This is a genomic window from Corynebacterium alimapuense (genome assembly GCF_003716585.1).
Taxonomy (GTDB): domain Bacteria; phylum Actinomycetota; class Actinomycetes; order Mycobacteriales; family Mycobacteriaceae; genus Corynebacterium; species Corynebacterium alimapuense.
The window spans coordinates 87,487-108,858 of sequence record NZ_PTJO01000001.1; the positions used below are offsets into that span (position 1 = coordinate 87,487).

Annotated in this window: 21 protein-coding genes; 6 read left to right on the top strand and 15 right to left on the bottom strand. The window is 58.9% G+C overall.

All coding sequences use genetic code 11. The features are described from left to right. Window position 1: 1 nt before the first annotated feature. Together C5L39_RS00435 and C5L39_RS00440 are read left to right on the top strand one after the other, a co-directional pair. Complete coding sequence (locus C5L39_RS00435; protein ID WP_123046923.1) at window positions 2–265, top strand: cory-CC-star protein; 264 nt, start codon at window positions 2–4, stop codon at window positions 263–265. Beyond that, window positions 256–1,233 carry an ArsA family ATPase gene (locus tag C5L39_RS00440; RefSeq protein WP_123046924.1) on the top strand — a complete coding sequence of 326 codons (978 nt, stop codon included), beginning with the start codon at window positions 256–258 and terminating at the stop codon, window positions 1,231–1,233. The genes C5L39_RS00435 and C5L39_RS00440 overlap by 10 nt, the downstream gene beginning before the upstream one ends. On the opposite strand, the gene C5L39_RS00445 is transcribed toward C5L39_RS00440, so the two are convergent. The 12 genes from C5L39_RS00445 to dacB all read right to left on the bottom strand — a co-directional run bounded on the left by C5L39_RS00445 (window position 1,226) and on the right by dacB (window position 12,035). Continuing rightward, entirely contained in the window at window positions 1,226–2,053 is an 828-nt protein-coding gene (locus C5L39_RS00445; RefSeq protein WP_245974825.1) for a pantoate--beta-alanine ligase, read from the bottom strand. The genes C5L39_RS00440 and C5L39_RS00445 overlap by 8 nt on opposite strands. Beyond that, window positions 2,050–2,760, bottom strand: a complete 711-nt coding sequence (locus tag C5L39_RS00450) for a 6PGD fold domain-containing protein (RefSeq protein ID WP_123046925.1) — start codon at window positions 2,758–2,760, stop codon at window positions 2,050–2,052. The genes C5L39_RS00445 and C5L39_RS00450 overlap by 4 nt, the downstream gene beginning before the upstream one ends. Continuing rightward, window positions 2,760–3,809, bottom strand: a complete 1,050-nt coding sequence (locus C5L39_RS00455) for a DUF6779 domain-containing protein (RefSeq protein ID WP_123046926.1) — start codon at window positions 3,807–3,809, stop codon at window positions 2,760–2,762. Before C5L39_RS00455 ends, C5L39_RS00450 begins: the two co-directional genes overlap by 1 nt. Before the next feature lie 10 nt (window positions 3,810–3,819). Continuing rightward, window positions 3,820–4,287 (bottom strand): DUF3180 domain-containing protein, encoded by a 468-nt coding sequence (locus C5L39_RS00460; RefSeq protein WP_123046927.1) that lies wholly within the window; start codon window positions 4,285–4,287, stop codon window positions 3,820–3,822. Continuing rightward, window positions 4,284–4,790 carry a 2-amino-4-hydroxy-6-hydroxymethyldihydropteridine diphosphokinase gene (folK, locus tag C5L39_RS00465; RefSeq protein WP_123046928.1) on the bottom strand — a complete coding sequence of 169 codons (507 nt, stop codon included), beginning with the start codon at window positions 4,788–4,790 and terminating at the stop codon, window positions 4,284–4,286. The genes C5L39_RS00460 and folK overlap by 4 nt, the downstream gene beginning before the upstream one ends. Beyond that, the gene (gene folB / locus C5L39_RS00470) at window positions 4,790–5,179 is read right to left on the bottom strand and encodes a dihydroneopterin aldolase (protein WP_123046929.1); all 390 of its coding nucleotides are present in this window, start codon (window positions 5,177–5,179) and stop codon (window positions 4,790–4,792) included. The genes folK and folB overlap by 1 nt, the downstream gene beginning before the upstream one ends. A gap of 1 nt (window position 5,180) precedes the next feature. Next, entirely contained in the window at window positions 5,181–6,026 is an 846-nt protein-coding gene (folP, locus tag C5L39_RS00475) for a dihydropteroate synthase (protein WP_123046930.1), read from the bottom strand. Between the two features lie 10 nt (window positions 6,027–6,036). Then, window positions 6,037–6,627 (bottom strand): GTP cyclohydrolase I FolE, encoded by a 591-nt coding sequence (gene folE, locus C5L39_RS00480; RefSeq protein WP_123046931.1) that lies wholly within the window; start codon window positions 6,625–6,627, stop codon window positions 6,037–6,039. After that, complete coding sequence (gene ftsH / locus C5L39_RS00485; protein WP_123046932.1) at window positions 6,628–9,081, bottom strand: ATP-dependent zinc metalloprotease FtsH; 2,454 nt, start codon at window positions 9,079–9,081, stop codon at window positions 6,628–6,630. A 136-nt stretch (window positions 9,082–9,217) separates the two neighbouring features. Next, a complete protein-coding gene (hpt, locus tag C5L39_RS00490; protein ID WP_123046933.1) occupies window positions 9,218–9,805 on the bottom strand; it encodes a hypoxanthine phosphoribosyltransferase in 588 nt (195 codons plus the stop codon). Window positions 9,806–9,821: 16 nt separating this feature from the next. Next, a complete protein-coding gene (gene tilS / locus C5L39_RS00495) occupies window positions 9,822–10,754 on the bottom strand; it encodes a tRNA lysidine(34) synthetase TilS (RefSeq protein ID WP_123046934.1) in 933 nt (310 codons plus the stop codon). Next, the gene (gene dacB, locus C5L39_RS00500; RefSeq protein WP_123046935.1) at window positions 10,755–12,035 is read right to left on the bottom strand and encodes a D-alanyl-D-alanine carboxypeptidase/D-alanyl-D-alanine endopeptidase; all 1,281 of its coding nucleotides are present in this window, start codon (window positions 12,033–12,035) and stop codon (window positions 10,755–10,757) included. A gap of 105 nt (window positions 12,036–12,140) precedes the next feature. Between dacB and C5L39_RS00505 the strand changes: the two genes are divergently transcribed. The 4 genes from C5L39_RS00505 (at window position 12,141) to C5L39_RS00520 (ending at window position 17,557) form a co-directional block, all read left to right on the top strand. After that, complete coding sequence (locus C5L39_RS00505) at window positions 12,141–12,617, top strand: inorganic diphosphatase (protein WP_123046936.1); 477 nt, start codon at window positions 12,141–12,143, stop codon at window positions 12,615–12,617. Between the two features lie 171 nt (window positions 12,618–12,788). After that, complete coding sequence (locus tag C5L39_RS00510; protein ID WP_123046937.1) at window positions 12,789–13,082, top strand: rhodanese-like domain-containing protein; 294 nt, start codon at window positions 12,789–12,791, stop codon at window positions 13,080–13,082. A gap of 77 nt (window positions 13,083–13,159) precedes the next feature. After that, the gene (locus tag C5L39_RS00515; RefSeq protein WP_123046938.1) at window positions 13,160–13,666 is read left to right on the top strand and encodes a MarR family winged helix-turn-helix transcriptional regulator; all 507 of its coding nucleotides are present in this window, start codon (window positions 13,160–13,162) and stop codon (window positions 13,664–13,666) included. Window positions 13,667–13,672: 6 nt separating this feature from the next. Then, a complete protein-coding gene (locus C5L39_RS00520; RefSeq protein WP_123046939.1) occupies window positions 13,673–17,557 on the top strand; it encodes a Pls/PosA family non-ribosomal peptide synthetase in 3,885 nt (1,294 codons plus the stop codon). An 89-nt stretch (window positions 17,558–17,646) separates the two neighbouring features. On the opposite strand, the gene ppk2 is transcribed toward C5L39_RS00520, so the two are convergent. The 3 genes from ppk2 to groL all read right to left on the bottom strand — a co-directional run bounded on the left by ppk2 (window position 17,647) and on the right by groL (window position 21,223). After that, complete coding sequence (ppk2, locus tag C5L39_RS00525) at window positions 17,647–18,546, bottom strand: polyphosphate kinase 2 (protein WP_123046940.1); 900 nt, start codon at window positions 18,544–18,546, stop codon at window positions 17,647–17,649. Between the two features lie 363 nt (window positions 18,547–18,909). Continuing rightward, a complete protein-coding gene (locus C5L39_RS00530; protein WP_123046941.1) occupies window positions 18,910–19,101 on the bottom strand; it encodes a hypothetical protein in 192 nt (63 codons plus the stop codon). A 466-nt stretch (window positions 19,102–19,567) separates the two neighbouring features. Next, window positions 19,568–21,223, bottom strand: a complete 1,656-nt coding sequence (groL, locus tag C5L39_RS00535) for a chaperonin GroEL (protein ID WP_123046942.1) — start codon at window positions 21,221–21,223, stop codon at window positions 19,568–19,570. Between the last annotated feature and the right edge of the window lie 149 nt (window positions 21,224–21,372).

The following is a 21,372-nucleotide window of genomic DNA, read 5'->3' on the forward strand; positions in this document are numbered from 1 at the left end:
TATGTCCTTTCGCGACCGGGTTCGATCCTTCACTGACGGCCTGACTGAGTATTACGCCGGGCCGTACCGGGCGACCTTCATTAAGGCTCGCCAGCAGGAAGACGACCTGTTCATGATGTTGGTGATGTCCGAGGCTCTCGGCGTGCCCAACCCGGCGAGCTACTACACGCTGGAATTGCTGCCTATCATCTACGAGGATTTCCATTCCTGGCATCTGCGGATGGGCATGGAACACTCACCTCTGGAGAACATTCAATGCTGCTAGATCTGATCGGCACTACCCGCGTGGTCTTTTTCGGTGGCAAAGGCGGAGTAGGCAAGACTACCGTCGCCTCCTCCACCGCTACCGCGCTGGCGGCTGCTGGCCGGCGAGTTTTGCTGGTCTCTACTGATCCAGCCCACAACCTGGGCCATCTTTGGCAACGCCGCATCGGCGACACTGTCACTAGTGTTTCCGAAAACCTCGACGTCATCGAATTGGATCCGGCGGCCACGACCCGCCAGCACCTCGAAGAGGTCGGCGATACCATGCGGGCGATGATGCCTGAGCACCTCCATGGAGAAGTGTCCAAGCATCTAGAAATGTCTGCGCAGTCGCCTGGTACTCATGAAGCTGCGATCCTCGAACGCATCGCCACCCTAGTGGTGGAAGAGTCAGGTTCCTATGATCACGTGGTATTCGATACTGCGCCCTCTGGCCACACTTCTAGGCTGATGGCCCTGCCGGAGCTCATGGCAGCGTGGACGGATGGGTTGTTGGACCGACGCTCTCGCTCTGAGCATCTCAGTGCGGTGGTACGTGGTCTCAGCCCTACTGGCCGAGATCGTTCAGTATCGGGAGCAGTTGATCCGGTAGATCGCCGCAATCAACAATTGCGGTCACTGCTACTAGCCCGGCGCGAGCGTTTTCAGGCTTTGCGTTCAGTGCTGACGGATCCAGAGCAGTGTGTCTTTTTCATCGTGCTTACTGCCGAACGGCTGCCGGTACTAGAAACCGGAGAGTTCTTTGAGGAATTGCGTTCTTCTGGGGTCCGCGTGGGCGGATTAGTAGTCAACCGCCGCTCCCCTGCCGACCAAGGTGAATTTTTGGCCGGCAGGCGCGCTCTCGAAGACCATGTTCTAGCTACCTTGTCAGGCTCGCTCAAGAAGGTACCGGTGGTCCAGCTTCCGCTGCTGGGCTCCGATGTAGCCGGGGCCAGCGAGGTCGCTGAGTTCGCTCGGTTGCTTAGTTAAGTTGCTCGACTTGCCCTTGTTCCAGGTTTCGGAATCCGATGCCTAATGGCAGGCCGACACTATCGGTGAGCCGGACCCCGCCGATCTCTGCGGCTACCAAGAGTCGGGCATCTCCAATCTCAGGAGCAGGCCCCAAGTCTAGGCTGCGAAGCTGCAGGTATTCCGGGGTGATCTGAGCTGTGTCAAGAACCTGTTTAGTTATGGCTAACACCGCTTCTGCACCATGCTCGGCGGAGTGCGCACCAGCTGTCAGCGCCGCAGCTAGCACCAGCGCCTTATCCCGTTCTGCTACCGCTACCCGTTCGTTGCGCAAAGAGATGGCCAACCCATTGGGCATCCGCACCGTGGGCACACCGTGGAGGGTGACCGGCAGATGTAAATCTGTCAGTGCGTGCTGGAGGGAGCGCAACTGCTGGTAGTCCTTCTCCCCGCATACGAGATCGCTGGGTGCCACGACGTTAATCAAGCTCAGCTGCAGAGTTAACGCCTGGGCAATATCTGCTACTGGCTCCAAATCTAGATCCATCGGCTGGATAAGGGTGCGCAGTCCCTTGGGCCACAGCTGCTCAGAGCGATAGCGCCATACCGCGTCGACCTTCTCTTCAGCGAAAGCAGCGGGGATCTCCTCGCCAGACCAAGCCACGATGACCACTGCGCGCGGGATGCGGCGAGCGGTCCGAATCAAAGCCACATGGCCTGCGTGCAAGCCTTCCCCGAGTGGGACCAGGACGACCGGACGGCCGGTGCGTCGCATAGCGCGCGATAGCACTGCTACCTGCTGTTGGTCGACAGCGATTGCCTTGCCTGCTTCAAAACTCACAGCTTCTCCTCTTGAATTGCCCACAACTCCACGTCATCAGCTTGTGTTATTTCCGCCGCACGACGGAGGGCTTGTCTAAATGCTCTAGCGCGACCAGGCTCTTGGATGCTTCTCCACTGTGCCGCCAAGCCTGCCGGGCCACCGATATCCGGAAGCCTGCGTTCTCCCTGCGCCGAACGAGCAATTTCCGCGGAGTCTGCGATGCCCCCGATCGCGGCGTCGAGCAGCTTGTGTGCATCATCGCGGAGAGCTGCAGCAGAGCTGAGATAGGTCATCGAAGCTGCTAGCTGGAGCCGCTGATTATCTCTGATCTCAACTACGCTGCCACCCAATTCGCCGATCAATAGCTCAGCGATAGTCTGACCAAGCTCGTCGACGGTGGTGACTGCCCACCGCTGCGCTCCTAGCCTGGCTGCTGCGATCACCACTGCGCCAGAGGTCTCCAGCGGGTCAAGGATTTGCACTCCATGTGCCAGGCAAGTGTGCAGATAGATTTGTCCACGGCGCACAGTTGGTACCAAGTCGTCGACTAGATCAGGAAGTGACTGTTCTCCGGCTTCGATCACGATCAGATCGAAGTGCTCTGAGTCAGCTAGCGTTGCGCCTTCGGAAACAGAGACTTCATGGCCCAGAGCCCTCAGTTGGCCTGGCAGGTCTTCGTCGAGTTGATCTCCGATCACGCCCACCCGCATGCGGGGGGCTCGCATCACTTATCCTCGCCTGCTCGGGCGCGCGCCATCAATTCGGCGACCGAGAGCGCACCATTGTGCTCATCTCGGCGACGCCGACCACGACGGGTCTCCTCTGCAACAGACTCTTTGGTTGAGGTGTCCTTCTTGGCCGGCTGTTCAGGCTTTTCTGATTGCTCTTGTTCAGCCTTGACTTGGGCTGCCCGGCTTTTGCCTGCTCCGCCTTGATCCCAGGAGACTGTCTGGAAAGAACCGGTATCGAAAGAGCGCAACTTCGATTCTTTGTCCGATTTCTTTTCCGCAGCTGGGGCCTTCGGCGTGATTTTCTCATCGCTTTGAGCAGGGGTCACGAAATCAGTCAGCGCGGGTTCTTTATCCAAGCTGACCTCTTTTTCCTTCTCGGTCCGACGCAGGTTCTCAGCGATAAGATCCGCCAGCGGATTGAGCTGGGGTTTAGAAGGCTCTTGCTGGCCCAAGCGACCGGCGATGGCATCTGGGGAAGGCGCACCAGAGAATTTATTCTCGCTTCCCAACACTGGCTCGGGGATGACGGCCTCACCGTCATCGTCTTCATCATCGAACCAGTCTGAGCCTAGTTTTCCTGCCTGTTCTAACTCCACGACACGACGCGCTTCTGCCCGAAGCGCTGCCGGCTCATAGCCGAATTCTCGGCCGGCCAACTGCTCGAGTTGGGTACGCAACAAAGTCAGTTCGCGCTGAATCTCTGCGAGTACCTCAGAATCGTTTTCCTCCTGGGTCTCTCGCACCTTCAGCTCTGCGTCGCTTTCCTCCACGTGCTGCTGGAGCTGAGCTTTTTCTAATTCCGCACGGTGGAGCTCTTCTTGGTGTTCGAGCTCGGCCTCAGCAGCCTCCGCGGTGGTGCGATAGCGGAACACGAGGAAAGAGCCAACGATGGCTGCCCACAGTGCAGCCAGCAGCGCTAATTTCAGGGCCCCATCGCTTCCACTAAAGAGCATGACCACGCTCGCGATTAGGGCGAGGGCAACGAGCACGATCAGGAGGATCTGACCTCGATCTGTTTGCCCTGAAGGATTGTCGGCACTCATATGCTCTACTCTAACCAACCGCTTCCCCATCGGTAGGTGGCGGTGTCTCACATTGCTTTTCCAGATAGAGTCCAGCGAGCGATAGACAGATCCCGCCGAGTGCGGAAGCCAGTACTCCGGGCAGGTCATCCGACGCTGCGGTTAACTGCCCGACTCGGGGAATGACATAAACGCCGATGCCGAGATATGCGCCGCCGACAATCGCCCCGGTCCACGCAGAAGCCTTAGCAATGACCACAAACTGGGCGACTGTCATCGGACTGAGTTGGCTGCGATCTTGTCCGACCTCACCGCGTTCCACCCGGCCACGAACTTTTCGGGCCAAGATCACGCAAACCACCGTCATGCCCCACAACGTGACTGACACGGCTATGGGAATACCTGACATCGAACCATAAAACCCCCAGGTGAACACCGCCATGAAGGCAGCGCAGAAGCCTCCAGCAGCCAAGAGTCCAGGCACCGAGGTTTGATTCATCTGGGTTCGCCGTCCTCGAGTCGACCCAACTCACGGACGCCTTCTACTTCTTGTGGATCTAAACCGGAGATTAGTTCGGCCACCGATAGTCCCCGCAGGCTGGCCACCGGATCAGCCGCCAACCAGGGAACCAAAACGAAAGCCCGTTCATGGGCATGTGGATGAGGAAGAGTAAGCACTGGATCTGTAGAACAAAGTTCTTGGCCATCTAGGACCACCTGCACCACATCCACGTCCAAGGTCCGCGGGCCCCAGCGGCGAATACGGACCCGATCGGCGGCTTCTTCGAGGCGTTGGCCGCGTCTGAGCAGTTCCAGGGGAGTTTGATTGACCTCAACGATCAGGACAGCGTTGAGGAAATCTCCTTGATCAATGACCCCCCACGGAGGGGTAGCAAACACCGGCGAGGAGGCGATGATCTCTGCGGCGAATTCCTCGGCGACGGTCTCCAAGAGCGCCCACCGATCTGCCATGTTTGAGCCAATCGAGAGCACTGCCCGCATCAGAGGCCACCTTGTGCGGCACGCCCACGGCGGGAACGACGCGCAACCACTGCTACATCAGCGAAGGTATGTGGGATCGGGGCAGAGGGTTTGTGCACCGTCACCTCGACCGCATGCAGCAAGGAGAAGTCATTCAATGCGGTATCAGCGATCTCCGCGGCAACGGTCTCGATGAGATCCCGAGAGTCCCCAGAGATCACCGAAATGGCCAGTTCCGCGAGCTCCGCGTAATTGATCGTTAAGTTCAGGTCGTCGGTCGCGGCCGCCGGGGCGGTATCTAACCAACAGACCAGATCCACCAAGAAGGTCTGACCTTCACGCTTTTCTTCAGGAAATACTCCGTGGTAGCCGAAGCACTCCAGTCCACGTAGTTCGATTCGATCAGCCATGTTAAAGACCTCCCTGGCGCCAGGCTGCGGCCACATCGACCGCATCCCGGGAAACGGGCACATTATGTACGCGGACTCCCCAAGCACCCATCTGTGCCGAAATAGCGGTGACCGCCGCGGTAGCCGGGTCCGCATCTGCTGGCGCACCCGGCAGTCCGCGGTCAGAGCGCACCGCAGAGAGGAAGCGTTTGCGGGAGGCGCCGACCAAGATCGGGAACGGGCCGTCGATAAAGATCGGTAGTGAGTTCAGCAGGGCCCAGTTGTCCTCGCGGGATTTGGCGAATCCTAGACCTGGATCCAGCACGATGTTGCTTTCTGTGACTCCCGCATCGAGTGCGCCAGAGACCAGCTCTTCGAGGCTTCGGCGGACGTCTTGGACGACATCGCCGCCGTTCTCGGCTACTCCGGAGGCATCTCCAAAGTGGAGAGTGCGCCAGTGCATGAGGCAGACCGGCAAGCCAGAATCTGCCATCACTTGGTACATCTGGGTATCTGCGAGACCACCTGAGACATCATTGATCATCGAGACCCCAGCTACTGCAGCGCCGTGTGCCACGGCTGCCCGCATCGTGTCTACTGAGGTGCGAATACCTTCTTGGCTCAGCGCCCGAATGACTGGAGTCACCCGAGAAAGCTCTACTTCTGCTGGAACCCGGGTAGCTCCAGGCCTAGTGGACTCACCGCCCACATCGATAATGTCGGCTCCTTGAGCAACCAGCTCGCGGCCATGGGCGACTGCGGCATCAATATCAAGCCAGCGCCCACCGTCGGAAAATGAATCCTCGGTGACGTTGACGATGCCCATCACCAGGCAGCGTCCCGGAACGCTGAGTTCTGCCGCGCCCATCGTGATTCTCCTATCCGCGAATGAGGCTAAGAACCTCGGCACGGGAGGCTGCATTGGTCTTGAACCCGCCCCGAACCGCCGAAGTAGTGGTCGTGGCACCAGGCTTGCGGATTCCACGCATGGCCATGCACAGATGCTCGCATTCGATCACCACGATGGCTGCTTGGGCGCCAAGGACGTTGACCAGTGCATTGGCAATCTGTGAGGTCAAACGCTCCTGCACCTGCGGGCGCTTGGCGTACATATCAGCCAGGCGTGCCAGCTTGGACAAACCGGTGACCTGCCCATTAGCCCCGGGAATGTAGCCAATATGCGCCACTCCATAGAAAGGTACGAGGTGATGCTCGCAGGTGGAATAGATCGGAATATCTCGGACGAGGACGAGTTCTTGATGATCTTCGGCGAAAGTTTTGGTCAGCACTTGCGTGGGATCGGTGTGCAGACCTGCGAAGATCTCTCGGTAGGACTTGGCTACTCGAGCGGGGGTTTCTTTGAGCCCCTCCCGATCGGGGTCTTCTCCCACCGCGATAAGTAGCTCACGAATAGCAGCCTCCGCCCGTGGCTGGTCAAATACCTTGTCGGGAACCATCTCCTGGCTCATCTACTGCTCCTTGGGAGTCTGTGTGGATTGATCATCCGAAGGATGCTCGGAGGAGTCTTCGTCAGCAATGTCTACATTGTCAGCGGAATCAGACATGGGACGCTCGATGATGTCCGTCGCAGAATCCTTATCGACGTCCGCGTTGCGCTCCGGCTGCTCATGATCTGGCAGGCGAAACCCGATGACCTCGGTGGGCGGATCTTCAGCGCGCTGAGGTTCCGCCAGCCCGTAGTTTTTCATCCCTGGGTGTTCTTCTTTGGCTTGTGCCGGAGTGCTGGCATAGGGATTGTTGTTGGGCGGCCAGCCGGGGACTTTCCAGTCGGCTGGCGGCGGGGTGCCACCGTAGCGCGGTCCGGATCCCAGAGCCGTCGAAACAGCAGGTTCTTTCTCATCTTGGCGGTGCTGCCCGCCACTGGCAGAAGAACCTTCTTCGCTAGCCTTGGCAGCTGCTAGTTCAGCCTCACGCTTGGCGCGGGCGTCTTGAGATGCCTGCAACAGCGAGTAACGCTTCGGCGGTTCCTCGCCGCGTTCCAATGCCAGCTCCACTGGAGTTTTCACTGGTTCGCGGCCGAATTGGCGGGAGAAGCGATCGTTTTCACCAGGGAATACGTCATGCGCTTCGCGCGGTTCGATGCCGTCGAAGAGCACCTCAAGATCTGGCCGTCGGAGGGTTTCTTTCTCCAGGAGCTTCTCAGCTAGGCGGTCAAGATAATCGCGGTGATCGCGGAGAATTTCATAGGCCTGCTGATGAGCATCTTCAAGCAGGCGATGGGTCTCTTCATCAATCTTGGCAGCTACTGCCGGAGAAACCTCCAAGGTTCCGCCACCGCCACGGCCGGAGAAGGGATCTCCCTGTTCCTGGCCGTATTTGACTACACCCAGGCTGGGCGACATGCCATATTCGGTGAGCATGGATCGAGCGATCTTGGTGGCCTGCTCAATATCTGAGGAAGCACCAGTGGTGGGCTCACCGAAGACGAGTTCTTCAGCGGCGCGTCCGCCCATGGCAAAGACTAAGCGAGCGAAAAGCTCATCGCGGTTGTACATGCCCTTATCGTCTTCGGAGGCGGTCATGGCGTGTCCACCAGTTCGGCCACGGGCCAAGATGGTCACTTTGTAGACGCGCTCAATGTCCTTGAGCGCCCAGGCAGCCAGGGTATGCCCGCCTTCGTGATAGGCAGTGACCTTCTTTTCTTTCTCAGAAATGATCTGGCTGGACCGACGAGGTCCACCGATTACTCGGTCGGTGGCCTCTTCCAGGGCATCGGCAGTAATCACTGTGCCGCCGATGCGTGCAGTAAGTAGTGCGGCCTCGTTGAGGACGTTGGCCAAGTCTGCGCCCGACATGCCGGCAGTGCGCTTGGCCAGTGAGTTCAGGTCAGCATCGGGGCCTAAGGGCTTGCCCTTGGCATGAACATTGAGGATGTGCTCGCGGCCGCTTAGATCAGGAGCGGTCACGGGGATTTGGCGGTCGAAGCGGCCTGGGCGCAGCAACGCTGGGTCAAGGATGTCGGGGCGGTTGGTTGCCGCCATGAGAATGACACCCTCACGGTCGCCGAAGCCGTCCATCTCCACCAACAACTGGTTGAGGGTCTGTTCACGTTCGTCATGCCCGCCGCCGGTGCCGGATCCGCGCTGGCGACCAACTGCGTCGATCTCATCGACGAAGATAATGCAGGGGCTGTTCTCTTTGGCCTGTTTGAAAAGGTCACGCACGCGCGAAGCACCCACGCCAACGAACATCTCCACGAAATCAGAACCGGAGATGGAGTAGAACGGAACATCAGCTTCGCCGGCCACGGCACGGGCCAAGAGCGTTTTACCGGTGCCGGGCGGGCCATAGAGCAGCACACCGCGCGGAATCTTGGCACCTAGTGCGTGGTAACGAGTCGGGTCCTGGAGGAAATCCTTGATCTCTTGCAGCTCATCGACTGCCTCGTCCGCGCCGGCTACGTCAGCGAAGGTGTTCTTGGGCATATCTTTGGTGAGCTCTTTGTGCTTGGAGCCGCCGATGCCAAACATTCCGCCACCAGATTGCATCCGGGTGAGGAAGAAAAACAGCAGGCCAAACAGCAACAGCATCGGCAGCAGGAAGCTGAGCATTCCCATGAGGAAGCTGTCTTCAGTGACCTCGGTGGAGTAGCTATCTGCTCCAGAGGACTGAACGTTATCGAAAATCTGCGGAGCAGTCCTGGCGGGGTATTCCGCCATGATCTCCTCGACCCCTTCTTGTTCTTCAACGGTGATGGGTTCGCGTAATTCGATGCGGACGCGCTGCTCACGGTCGTCGATCTGCACGACGGCGGCATTGCCATCTTCAAGCTGCTCGACAGCAACCGAGGTGTCGACCTGTTGGAACGAACGAGTGTCGTCCGTGAGCAGGGTAAACACGAACAGGGAAATGAGGACGACCGCTGCGATCAGGCCGATCTGGAGGATTCTCTTGTTCTTCATAGATGACAGTCGCTGGGCAGAGTTATCGGCCCGCCCGCGACCCGTGCCTTTCGTGTCCGGATAAACAACGGTCAGTCAGTTGTTATTACACAACGCGCCAGATGCGCTTCTAGTTCCACCCAGCTGGGCAATGAGTTTAGTTATCTGCGTAGACCGACGGATGCAAGGTGCCCACATAGGGCAGGTCGCGGTAGCGCTCGGCGTAATCCAGGCCGTAGCCGATGACGAACTCATTGGGAATATCAAAACCGACATCGAAAAGATCAATCTTCGCCTTAACCACCTCAGGCTTGCGCAGCAGCGTAACTACCTCGAGGGACTTGGGATTGCGTCCGCGCAGGTTGCGGATGAGCCAAGACAGGGTCAAACCGGAGTCAATGATGTCTTCGACGATGAGCACATCACGGTCTTCGATATCACGGTCCAGGTCTTTCAGGATGCGCACGACGCCGGAAGAGTTGGTGGAGTTGCCGTAGGAGGACACCGCCATGAACTCGATCTGGGAGGGAATATCCAATTCTCGGGCGAAATCAGTGAGGAAGAATACCGCACCTTTCAGCACGCACACCAGGATGAGGTCTTCGTCTGCATCGCGGTAGGTATCGGCTGCTCTAGCAGCTAGTTCCTTCACACGGGCCTTGAGCTCATCTTCACTGATGAGCACTGCTTCAACGTCGCTGCCGTAGCTGTTGGCGGGGACGGTGAAGTCCTTGTGGTCCTGCATGGTTATGACACCTTTCCTAGGGCTCCTGGAATAGTGTCAGTCTGCCATTAGAGCGCGTCACTTCCAACCTTCTGTCCCCCTCACCGCCCACGGCTACCCCGCCTTGGCCGTGCCAATCGGTACACAGCGCCTCTATCGCGCTTATCGACGCCGCCGTGACCCGCAGATCCCGTCCCCGTAACCAGGCAGCGATCCTTCGTCGGCGAAGAGGTCCCGGTTGAGTTGCCAACTCCGCACAATCATCGGTGGGCTCCCCTGCGAGCTTTTCAAGAAATTCCTGGTCAGCAGCAATTCTGGCGGCGGCAGCAGCAAGGGGGTCAGCGGCATCTCCGCCCAGAATCTCAGCCAACAGGGGCAGCACGCGAGTGCGGATAGCGACGCGTCGAAAAGCCGGGTTGGAGTTGTGGGGATCCTGCCAGGGAATCAATCCCAATTCGGCACAGGCCCCTAAAGTGTCAGCTCTTCGGATGCCCAAAAAAGGGCGAATTAACTGCCCGGTCCGTGGACTCATGCCTGCTGGGTTGCCGCGTAATGCTCCGAGCAACAACGTCTCGGCCTGATCATCGGCGGTGTGGCCAACCCAGACTTGTCCCCCGTCGGCCACCTGGTGCAGTGCTTGATAGCGGACGCTGCGAGCTTGGGCTTCCAGGCTTCCTTGGTGGGGTACCTCGACGGTTTTTACCCTGCCAATAGCGCCCATGAGCTCTGCTTGAGCCACCGCTTGGGCCGCGACCTCAGCAGAACCAGGCTGTAGCTGATGATCTACCACCACGGCGCACACGTTGACGCCTTCAGCCAGCGCTGCGGCAGTCAACGCCAGAGAATCGGGTCCCCCGGATAGCCCAACAACGACCAGGTCATCGCTGAGATAGGTGCGCACGGCCCGTCGACAAGCGAGAAAGTGCGGGCTAGAACGGGGCAGGTCTAGCTGGCCGATTCGCCGCGGCATCTAGGACTCCCGAATCGCCGAGGCGAACTGATCCAACCCGGCGCGAGCAGCAGTGACATTGGAGCCATTAGACAGCAGTGCGAATGAGTACACCCGGCCGGATTCGGCGGTGACTACGCCGGCCAAAGCAGACGTCGAAGTCAGGGTGCCAGTCTTGGCGCGCACCCAACCGCGGCCGGAAAGATCTTGGTAGCGGTCTGTCAATGTGCCGGAGCCGCCAGCGATCGGCAGCCCGGCCAGCATCGGGCGCAGCGTGTCATTGGCAGCAGCATCGTGCAGGATGTCATCGAGCAAGCTCGGAGTGATGAGATTCAAGGTGCTCAGCCCGGAATTATCCGACAGCTCCACTCGGGAGGTATCAAATCCGTTCTCCTCTAAAACCTCAAGGGTGGCTTGGGTAGCTTGCGCCCCGCTAGCAGTCTCAAGATCACCGCGGTGCAGTGCCACTTCCCGACCAATGGCTTCGGCCATGACGTTATCGGAGGTCTCCAACATCTGCCCGATGCGCGCACCCAAGCTCGGGGACTCGGTGCTGGCTACTACTTCTGCATCAGCTGGAGCAACACCTTCGGCCACAGTGTCGGCCCCAACTTCTGCAGCAAGGGCACTAGCGACGTCGAGAGCTGGGGTGTGCGAACGCGGAACGTCTCCCTCGGTGTCATCAATACGGGCGCCGTAGAGCATGGCAGGTTCGAGCGGGGCGACATAGCCACCATCGACATCTAGTGCGTCCCAACCCGGCAAGAGCAGGTCTCCGGACCAGATAGAGGTATCAATGAGGACATTCTCTGCTGATCCGATGTCTTCTGCCAGCTCAGTAATCTGCTCGTTGCTCAGCCAGACATCTCCTGCTGCCCGGATGACTACGGTCCCGGGTTCTTCGCCGGTGACTACCTCAGTGGTGAGCACATCTGCTAACCCAAGTTCATGGATTGCTGCGGCTGCGGTGAGGATTTTGGTGGAGCTGGCTGGCTGCAAAGGTGCATCTGGGTTGAGCTGCCACACAGTCTCCCCGGTAACGGTGTCGGTGACTTGGCCGTGCAAGGTGCCTAAATCTGGGGTCACCAGCTGATCTAGGCGTGCGGCCAACGCAGCATTATCGACGCCGTTTTCAGCATCCGCCGGGATCAACACCGGCGCGGAGTCCGCCACGCTAAAGGCAGGGTCATGGGACAGATCTGCATAGTGCTGTTGGGTCGCGACACCAATGGTTGCCACACTGGCAACCACGATCGCACCGATTACGGCGCTGACCGACCACCACAGCTTCTTTCCACTCATTCTCCACAGACTACTGTCCGGACCGATGCCCGCAACGACTCGGCGCTGACAGGCGGTAAGATAGCTGTCATTCCCGCCGCATTCCATCGTTTAAGGAGACACTCCATGCAGGTTGAAGTCATCGTCGAGATCCCGAAGGGCTCCCGCAACAAGTACGAGGTTGATCACGAGACCGGCCGTGTCTATCTCGACCGCTACCTGTTCACCCCGATGGCCTACCCGGCAGACTACGGCTTCATCGAGCACACCCTCGGCGAAGATGGCGATCCGATGGATGCCCTGGTGATTCTGCCGGAGCCGGTTTTCCCAGGCGTGGTAGTTAAGGCTCGCATCGTCGGTGTGTTCAAGATGACCGATGAAGCTGGCGGCGACGACAAGCTGCTGTGCGTTCTCGATGACCCGCGCTTCGAGAACTTCCAGGATATCGAGGACATCTCCGCGTTCACCCGGGATGAGATTGAGCATTTCTTCGTTCACTACAAGGATCTCGAGCCGAACAAGGAAGTTACCGGCGCAGGCTGGGGCAACCGCGAAGAGGCCGAGCAGATCTTGGCCGACTCGATTAAGCGCTACCAGCCCTAAGTCTTTTATTGAATCCGCATCACCGAGCTAGCCGGTGGTGCGGTTTTTCGCTGTATGGGGGCAATAACAGGCAGGCCCTACCCACCGCTTGACTCAAGTGAATATAATTTTCAGCAGGGCGAAATCTCCGCGAACGCCATCCCCACCACGCCGAATAGAAGGATCATTGCCATGAAATCTGTCACTGTCCAGCAAGTGCCCGCCAATGCTCAGCTGATCGACGTCCGTGAGGCCGATGAGTACGCCGCCGACCATGCCGCTGGGGCAAAGTTGCTCCCCTTGTCAGAGTTCGTGGGTCGAGTCCACGAGATTGATCCGGATCAGGATATTTATGTGATCTGCCGGTCCGGTGGCCGCTCGGCCCAGGCATGCAGCTACCTGGAGCAATCCCGCGGCTTCGACACCATCAACGTCGAGGGGGGCACCGACGCATGGCGCGCAGCTGGCCTGCCGATGGAATCTTGATAGCGAGACCCGCTAAAAATTAGTGGGAGATCGCCCATGATTTAACCTTTCTATCGTATGCGGCTACCATTAGAGGCATGTCTGACAAGGTTGATGCCCCCAATGGAGCCGATGCGGTTCCCACCACTTTGCTCGAATCCCCTAGCTTCCAGCTCGAACGGCTTCGCCGTCGCACCCGCGATGAAGTAGAGGCCGCTCTTGCCACCCACGAGACCACCCTGCGGGAATACTGGGTACTCACCTGCGTTATTGATCGGGATGCAGCCTCCCAGTCCGCGCTCTCTGAGCTGCTCGGGATCGATGCTTCGGACATGGTCCGATTGATCGATTCGCTGGAGAAGCGTGGCTGGGCCAAGCGCGAGCGTGATCCACGAGATCGCCGCCGCCAGATTGTCTCCGCCACGAAAAAGGGCGCTAAAACGCACTCCACGCTGGCTGAATTGGTCGCCGAAGCCGAGCATGACGCGCTCGATGAATCATCGAAGAAGCAGCTCAAGCATCTACGCAAGCTCACCGTGGCCGTTTTAACCACTGAGCATCCAGATGGCGACGACTCCGATACCCACCAGCTCAAGGGGGCCTGATTTATAGTGTCCCTGCATAATGTTCCGCGCCAGTATCTGCGCGCGGGAGAAGCCCCTGCCAAGCGCACGCTCTACGAGATACTCGCGGCCACCGCGGCTGAGCACCCCGAGGCCGCTGCCATCGACGATGGCGAGATCCTCACCTATGCCGAGCTCATGGAGGAGGTCCACGCCTGGGCCGTGGAGCTGCACCGAAACGGTATTCGCCGCGGTGACCGCATCGGCATCCGGATGCCCTCTGGTACTCGCGATCTCTATATTGCGATCTTATCGACGATCGCGGCTGGCGCAGCCTATGTGCCCGTCGATGCCGATGACCCAGATGAGCGCGCCGAAATGGTCTTCGGTGAAGCTCATATCAACGGCGTATTCACCGCCGAGGGCTTTCGAATGCTGGCCCCTCGCCCCGGCGGGGATAACCGGCGCCCCATGCTCGATGACATCGCCTGGATTATTTTCACCTCCGGCTCTACCGGCAAGCCTAAGGGCGTGGCCGTGAGCCACCGATCGGCGGCTGCCTTTGTCGATGCCGAGGCACAGCTGTTCTTGGTCAACTCCCCCGGCGGCCCGCTGGGCCCAGATGATCGAGTGCTCGCTGGTCTTTCGGTAGCCTTCGATGCCAGTTGCGAAGAGATGTGGCTGGCCTGGGGCCACGGTGCTTGTTTGGTACCAGCGCCTCGGTCGCTAGTGCGCTCCGGCATGGACCTTGGCCCTTGGCTAATTCGCCGGGACATTACTGCCGTATCCACGGTCCCAACACTGGCTGGCCTGTGGCCGGCCGAAGCCCTCGATAACGTCCGGCTACTCATTGTCGGTGGCGAGGCTTGCTCCCAAGAGTTGGTAGAGCGCCTTGCCACTGAAGATCGTGAGATGTGGAATACCTACGGCCCCACTGAGGCAACCGTCGTAGCTTCCGCTGCTCAATTGCATCCTTCCCGGCCGGTAGGCATCGGCCTACCGCTGGCAGGCTGGGACCTCATCGTGGTTGATACCGAGGGGCAGCCAGTCGAAGTGGGCGAAGTAGGCGAGCTCGTCATCGGCGGCGTCGGCCTGGCTCGTTATCTCGACCCCGCCAAAGACGCGGAGAAATACGCTCCGCTACCCACCGTTGGCTGGTCACGTGCTTATCGCTCCGGAGATCATGTGCGGTTGGAAGAAGATGGCCTATATTTCGTCGGCCGCGTCGACGATCAGGTCAAAATCGGCGGCCGACGCATCGAACTCGGTGAGGTGGAGTCCAACGTCGCTTCCCTGCCCAATGTCTATAACTCGGCAGTAGCGGTACAAACCACTGGGGCGGACCAGAAAGTCCTCGTCGGATACGTTTCCTTGGATGACCCGACCGTGGGCTTTGACCACGACACAGCCCATGCACACCTGGCAGAGACCATGCCCGCAGCACTGGTTCCCCGCATCGCAGTGCTGGATGAATTACCCATCCGTACCTCTGGCAAAGTGGACAAAAAGGCTCTGCCTTGGCCACTGCCCGGAGTCGGAGTGGAAGCCACCGGCCTCTCCTCGACCGAGAACTGGCTCGCTGAGCTGTGGGTTGACGTGCTCGGCACCTCGGTATCCGATGCCGACGCCGACTTTTTCTCCCTCGGCGGCACATCTTTGGCAGCGGCGACCCTGGTAGGACGCATCCGCGATCAAGTCCCCACCGTGGCCGTGCGTGACCTCTACGATCATCCGCGCCTTGGTGCATTGGCCGAAACGGTCGAAGCCATTGCCAGCTCTTCTGGAGTTTCGCTAGACGATGCCACTCCCACCCCAACCCGCGAGGTGAGCTCAGTTGGAGCGGGCACCCGCGTGGCTCAAGTCGGCATCCAGGTGCTCACCATGACGCTGACCGCCACTAGCTGGCTGGCCTGGTTGCTTTTGGGCGGAAACCTCGCCGATTTGGCTGGAGTTGAGTGGGCTGTTCACACCCCGTGGTGGATAGTCATTGCCCTGGTAGTCATCTTTGCCACCCCGATCGGACGTCTGCCCATCGGCGCGCTCGGCGCTCGCCTCCTGACCGCCAGAATTGCTCCTGGCGACTATCGCCGAGGTGGTAGCACTCACCTGCGCATCTGGGCCGCTGAACGCTGGGCCGATGCCTCCGGATCCAGGTCTATCGCCGGAGCCACCTGGGTTAACTACTATGCCCGCATCCTGGGTGTGTCCGTAGGCAAAGAAGTTGACTTGCATTCCCTGCCCCCAGTAACTGGACTGCTCACCCTCGGCTCTCATGCCTCTATTGAGCCCGAAGTGGATCTATCCGGCTATTGGGTCGACGGAGACATTGTGCATGTCGGAGCAATCGAGATCGGCGAATCTGCCCGCGTGGGCACCCGATCCACCCTGCTGCCCGGTGCTGTTATTGGCGCCGATGCTCATGTCGAGGCTGGTTCAACGGTTACCGCTGCCAAACCAATCAAAGCCCGCGCACGGTGGTCTGGCTCCCCGGCGGTCAAGGTTGGCCGCTCCAAGCACCGCTTCCCTGAGGAACACCCACATCGCCGTTCCCGCTGGGTACCTATCTATGGGTTCACCTCTATCCTGTTGAGCTTGCACCCATTGCTATCGATCGCACTGGGCGCAGCCATCGTTATCAGCCTCATTGAAGCCACCGGCGGAAACCCCATGCTCGGCGCAGTAGTCTTTGCCCCACTCGGCGGACTAGTGGCCTTTGCCGCCTACCTGCTGGGCACCTGGTTCGGAGTTCGCCTGCTTTCCATCGGACTCAAACCGGGAGTGACCCCGGTGCGTTCGCTACAAGGCTGGCGTCTGTGGGCCATCGAGCGATTGATGGACGATGCCCGCACCTACCTCTTCCCGCTTTATGCCAGCCAGCTCACCCCGGTGTGGCTGCGCAGCTTGGGAGCCAAAATTGGCAAGGACGTGGAGATTTCCACCGCCGTCATGATCCCCACCCTCACCGAAGTTCGCGATGGCGCGTTCTTGGCCGATGACACGATGATCGGCGGCTACGAGCTCGGCGGTGGCTGGATGGTCACCGGGGAAACCCGCGTGGGCAAGCGAAGCTTCATTGGCAACTCCGGCATTACCGGACCAGGCCGCAAACTGGCCAAAAACTCGCTAGTTGCGGTGCTTTCCTCCACTCCGAAAAAGGCCAAATCTAATTCCAACTGGTGGGGCTCCCCACCTGAGCGAATGCGTCGAGTACAGGTCAAAGCCGATGGTGGCGAGGCCTTGACCTACCACCCGGGCAGAAAGCCAAAGATTTTCCGCGGGATCATCGAAACCATGCGCCTGTTGGCCCCGCTAACTTCAGCGATGCTGCTGGCTGGATCTTTGGCTACCTTGCAGTACTTGGTGGTTCAGGTGGGAATATGGGCAGCGTGGCTGCTCGGCGGACTGATATTGATGGCCGCTGGACTGATCGCCATGGGACTAACCGTGGTGGTCAAGTGGTTCTGCGTTGGCCGCCATCAGCCAGGCGATCATCCCCTGTGGTCAGAGTTTGTCTGGCTCAATGAGCTCCAAGACGCCTTCGTCGAATCTGTTGCTGGCCCGTGGTTCCTCATCCCGAACCTCGGCTCCGGGGAGCTGAATGTGGCGTTGCGTGCGCTGGGTGTGAAGATTGGCCGTGGCGCCTGGATCGAGTCCTATTGGTTCCCCGAAACAGACCTGTGTGCCGTCGGGGCTGGGGCCACCGTTGGTCCTGGCACTGTCGTCCAGACCCACTTGTTCCAGGATCGCGTGATGAGCCTGGATACCGTGACCATCGGCGCCGGGGCTACCTTGGCTGCACATTCCGTGGCACTTCCCGCTGCAAACCTGGGCGATGGTGCAACCGTGGCACCTGGTTCCCTAGTCATGCGCGGCGACAAGGTTCCCGCCAACACCTACTGGCAGGGCAACCCGATCGAGCCGTGGAAGGGCTAGAGATTTAGTACTCTAGGCAAGCTAAAAGACCTTCTCTCCCCGAATGATTCTGGGGAGAGAAGGTCTTTGTCATTGGCTAAGCAAGAAGCCTAATCACCAATCTGATCACGGCCGCGCAGCACGATCAGCGGATCCGGCTCTCCGACCAGCTCGTGGTCTTTGTTGGTGTATTCAAACTTGGAGAGGATGTAGCGCATGGCATTAATGCGGGCGCACTTTTTGTCATTCGACTTGATGGTGATCCACGGCGACTCATCAGTGTCGGTGTAGCGGAACTGCTCTTCCTTAGCGCGGGTGTAGTCATCCCAGCGATCCAGGGAGGCCAAGTCCATCGGGGAAAGCTTCCACTGGCGAACCGGGTCAACCTGACGGATAGCAAAGCGCGTGCGCTGTTCCTTGCGAGTAACCGAGAACCAGAACTTGGTCAACGAGATGCCCGATCCCAGCAGCATATTCTCCAGCATCGGAACTTCGCGGAGGAACTCAGCGTGTTGGGATTCAGTACAAAAACCCATTACGCGCTCGACTCCGGAGCGGTTATACCAAGAACGGTCAAAGAATACGATCTCGCCGGCAGACGGCAGGTTGGCAATATAGCGCTGGAAGTACCACGACGTGGATTCCCGCGGGGAGGGCTTTTCGAGGGCGATGGTACGAGCGCCACGAGGGTTAAGGTGCTCATTGAAACGCTTGATGGTGCCGCCTTTACCAGCGGCGTCTCGCCCTTCAAAGAGGATGATGTGGCGCTGACCAGTTTCTTTGGTCCAGTTCTGCCATTTCAACAGTTCGATCTGGAGACCACGCTTGGTCTTTTCATACTCATCGCGGGTCATGCGCTCCTGGTAAGGATAGTTCTCCCGCCAAGTCTCAATTGCGGTGCCATCCGGGCGCAAAAGTACCGGATCATCTTCATCAGAGTCGTCTACGACGTAGCCTTCAGTTTTCGCCAGATCAATGACGGGTAGTTCGTCGTCTTTATGGTCAGCCATAGCCCTAATCCTAGCCGTTAACCCCCACTAAGTCTCAGCGTGCAGAGCAGTCAGTTCACCACCCCCGATTCGCGGGATCTACTCCACCTAGAAACGCCAAAAATCCCGACCCCTAGGGGTCGGGATTTTCGAAGCAACCGGGATTAACCCAGCCAACTAGCGTGGTCTGGCAATTAGCCGAGAACGCTGAGGATATCGACGATGCCACCGATGAAATCGATGATCGGGTTGACGACATCGGAGATGATTGTGAAGTTGGAGGAAAGAACTGCGCTCATGGTGAGACTCCTAGTTTAGTTGAGAAGAGATTTAACGAAAGGGGAGAAAAGCTATCCCGAGTCAAAGACCCGGGATCCTCAGTTCTTACTTGGAGGAAATGTCACCGATGGTGGAACCGGTGAAGATGCCCTCAATGGAGGAGAGCTCGTCGATGGCGGCGTCGGTGCCCTTGTCGGCGTTGCCGAAGAGATCCTGCAGGCCGCCGACGATTGCGTCGATGCCACCGAAAACGGTGCTGAAGTCTTCGAACTGAGCGATCAGGGTAGCGATATCCATGAAAATCTCCTTGGTTAGAATCCAGCACGTGCTGGCAGGCTTTAGATTGTATGACGCTCTACTAGAGAGCGTCGCGGGATTTATTTTGTCATATTTTCTACACAGGTCAAGAGGAGAATTTAAATAAGAGAAGACTCATGCATTTTCAGATCGTTATCCGATCGAGACAGAATCTTTCCCAAAATGATTCCGAACTATCTTGCCTGACCTGCAAAAAGCGTAATATTTAGATCAACATTCCATAGCTATCACGGTACCGATATTCAATAATTTGCCCAGGGCCATCTATCCTGAATTGCTTCAAAAATGTGTTCTATGACACATCTTTGAACTTGCTAGAATTTGCCATTTCCTGCCCCAGGAGACAACAAAGACCGTCCAGTTTCCTATGTGAAAAACAGGAAACTGGACGGTCTTTTCTAGCGACCATAATCGGCCGAGCGAAGAGCTATCGAGAGAGTGTCTCTTAGAAGCCCATGCCGCCCATGCCGCCCATCGGGTCAGCCTCGGGCATACCGGCGCCAGCGCCAGCCGGCTCCGGCTTGTTAGCCACAACGGCCTCGGTGGTCAGGAACAGCGCCGCAATGGAAGCTGCGTTCTGCAGAGCAGAGCGGGTGACCTTAACCGGGTCATTGATGCCAGCAGCCATGAGGTCAACGTACTCGCCAGTGGCGGCGTTGAGACCCTGGCCCGCGGGCAGGCCGGAGACCTTATCGGCCACGACGCCAGCCTCGAGGCCAGCGTTGAGGGCGATCTGCTTGAGCGGGGAGGACAGAGCCTCACGAACGATCTTGACTCCGGTAGCCTCATCGCCGGTCAGGCCAAGGTCATCGACCAAGACGTGAGAGGCCTGCAGCAGTGCCACGCCGCCGCCGGCGACGATACCCTCGTCAACAGCAGCCTTGGCGTTACGCACAGCGTCTTCGATGCGGTGCTTGCGCTCCTTGAGCTCGACCTCGGTAGCGGCACCAACCTTGAGCACTGCAACGCCGCCGGCCAGCTTGGCCAGGCGCTCCTGCAGCTTCTCACGGTCGTAGTCCGAATCGGAGTTGTCGATCTCAGCGCGAATCTGCTTGACGCGACCTGCGATCTGCTCAGCAGAGCCGGCACCCTGAACGATGGTGGTGTCGTCCTTGGTGACTACAACCTTGCGAGCGGTGCCCAGCAGGGGCAGGTCGGCGGTCTCCAGGGAGAGGCCAACCTCCTCGGCGATGACCTGGCCACCGGTGAGGATAGCGATGTCCTGCAACTGAGCCTTACGGCGATCGCCGAAGCCCGGAGCCTTAACGGCAACAGACTTGAAGGTGCCGCGGATCTTGTTAACCACCAGGGTGGAGAGGGCTTCGCCCTCAATGTCCTCGGCGAGGATCAGCAGCGGCTTGCCGGACTGCATGACCTTCTCCAGCAGCGGGAGCAGGTCCTTGATGTTGCCGATCTTGGAAGAAACCAAGAGGACATAAGCATCCTCGAGCACAGCTTCGCCGCGCTCCATGTCGGTAGCGAAGTAACCGGAGATGTAGCCCTTATCGAAGCGCATACCCTCGGTGACCTCGAGCTCAACACCGAAGGTGTTGGACTCTTCAACGGTGATAACGGAGTCCTTGTTGACCTCACCGTTGCCGACGGCGTACATAGCCTTGGCAATCTGTGCGCCAATAGCCGGATCGGCGGCGGAGATACCCGCGGTAGCGGCGATCTCTTCCTCGGTCTCGACCTCCTTGGCAGCAGTCAGCAGAGCCTCGGTCACCTTAGCGGTGGCCTGCTCGATGCCGCGCTTAATGCCCATCGGGTTGCTGCCAGCAGCAACGTTGCGCAGGCCCTCACGAACGAGTGCCTGTGCCAGAACGGTAGCGGTGGTGGTGCCGTCGCCAGCGACGTCGTCAGTCTTCTTGGCGACCTCCTTGACCAGCTCAGCACCGATCTTCTCGTAGGGCTCTTCGAGCTCGATCTCACGAGCAATGGAGACACCGTCGTTGGTGATGACCGGGGAACCCCAGCCGCGCTCCAAAACGACGTTGCGACCCTTGGGGCCGAGGGTGACCTTGACGGCGTCAGCCAGAGTATTCAGTCCCTTCTCGAGACCGCGGCGTGCTTCTTCGTCGAAGGCGATGATCTTTGCCATGTGGTTGTGCTCCTCGTTGTTTATAGGACGACACTCACGTCTGCACTCCAACAGGCGCCCGCGACGGCATGGTCGGTGAGTGTGAACCAACCTCAGCTGCTGGAGTCATCGTTTTCTGGCACTCAAAGTATTCGAGTGCTAGGTCCGTT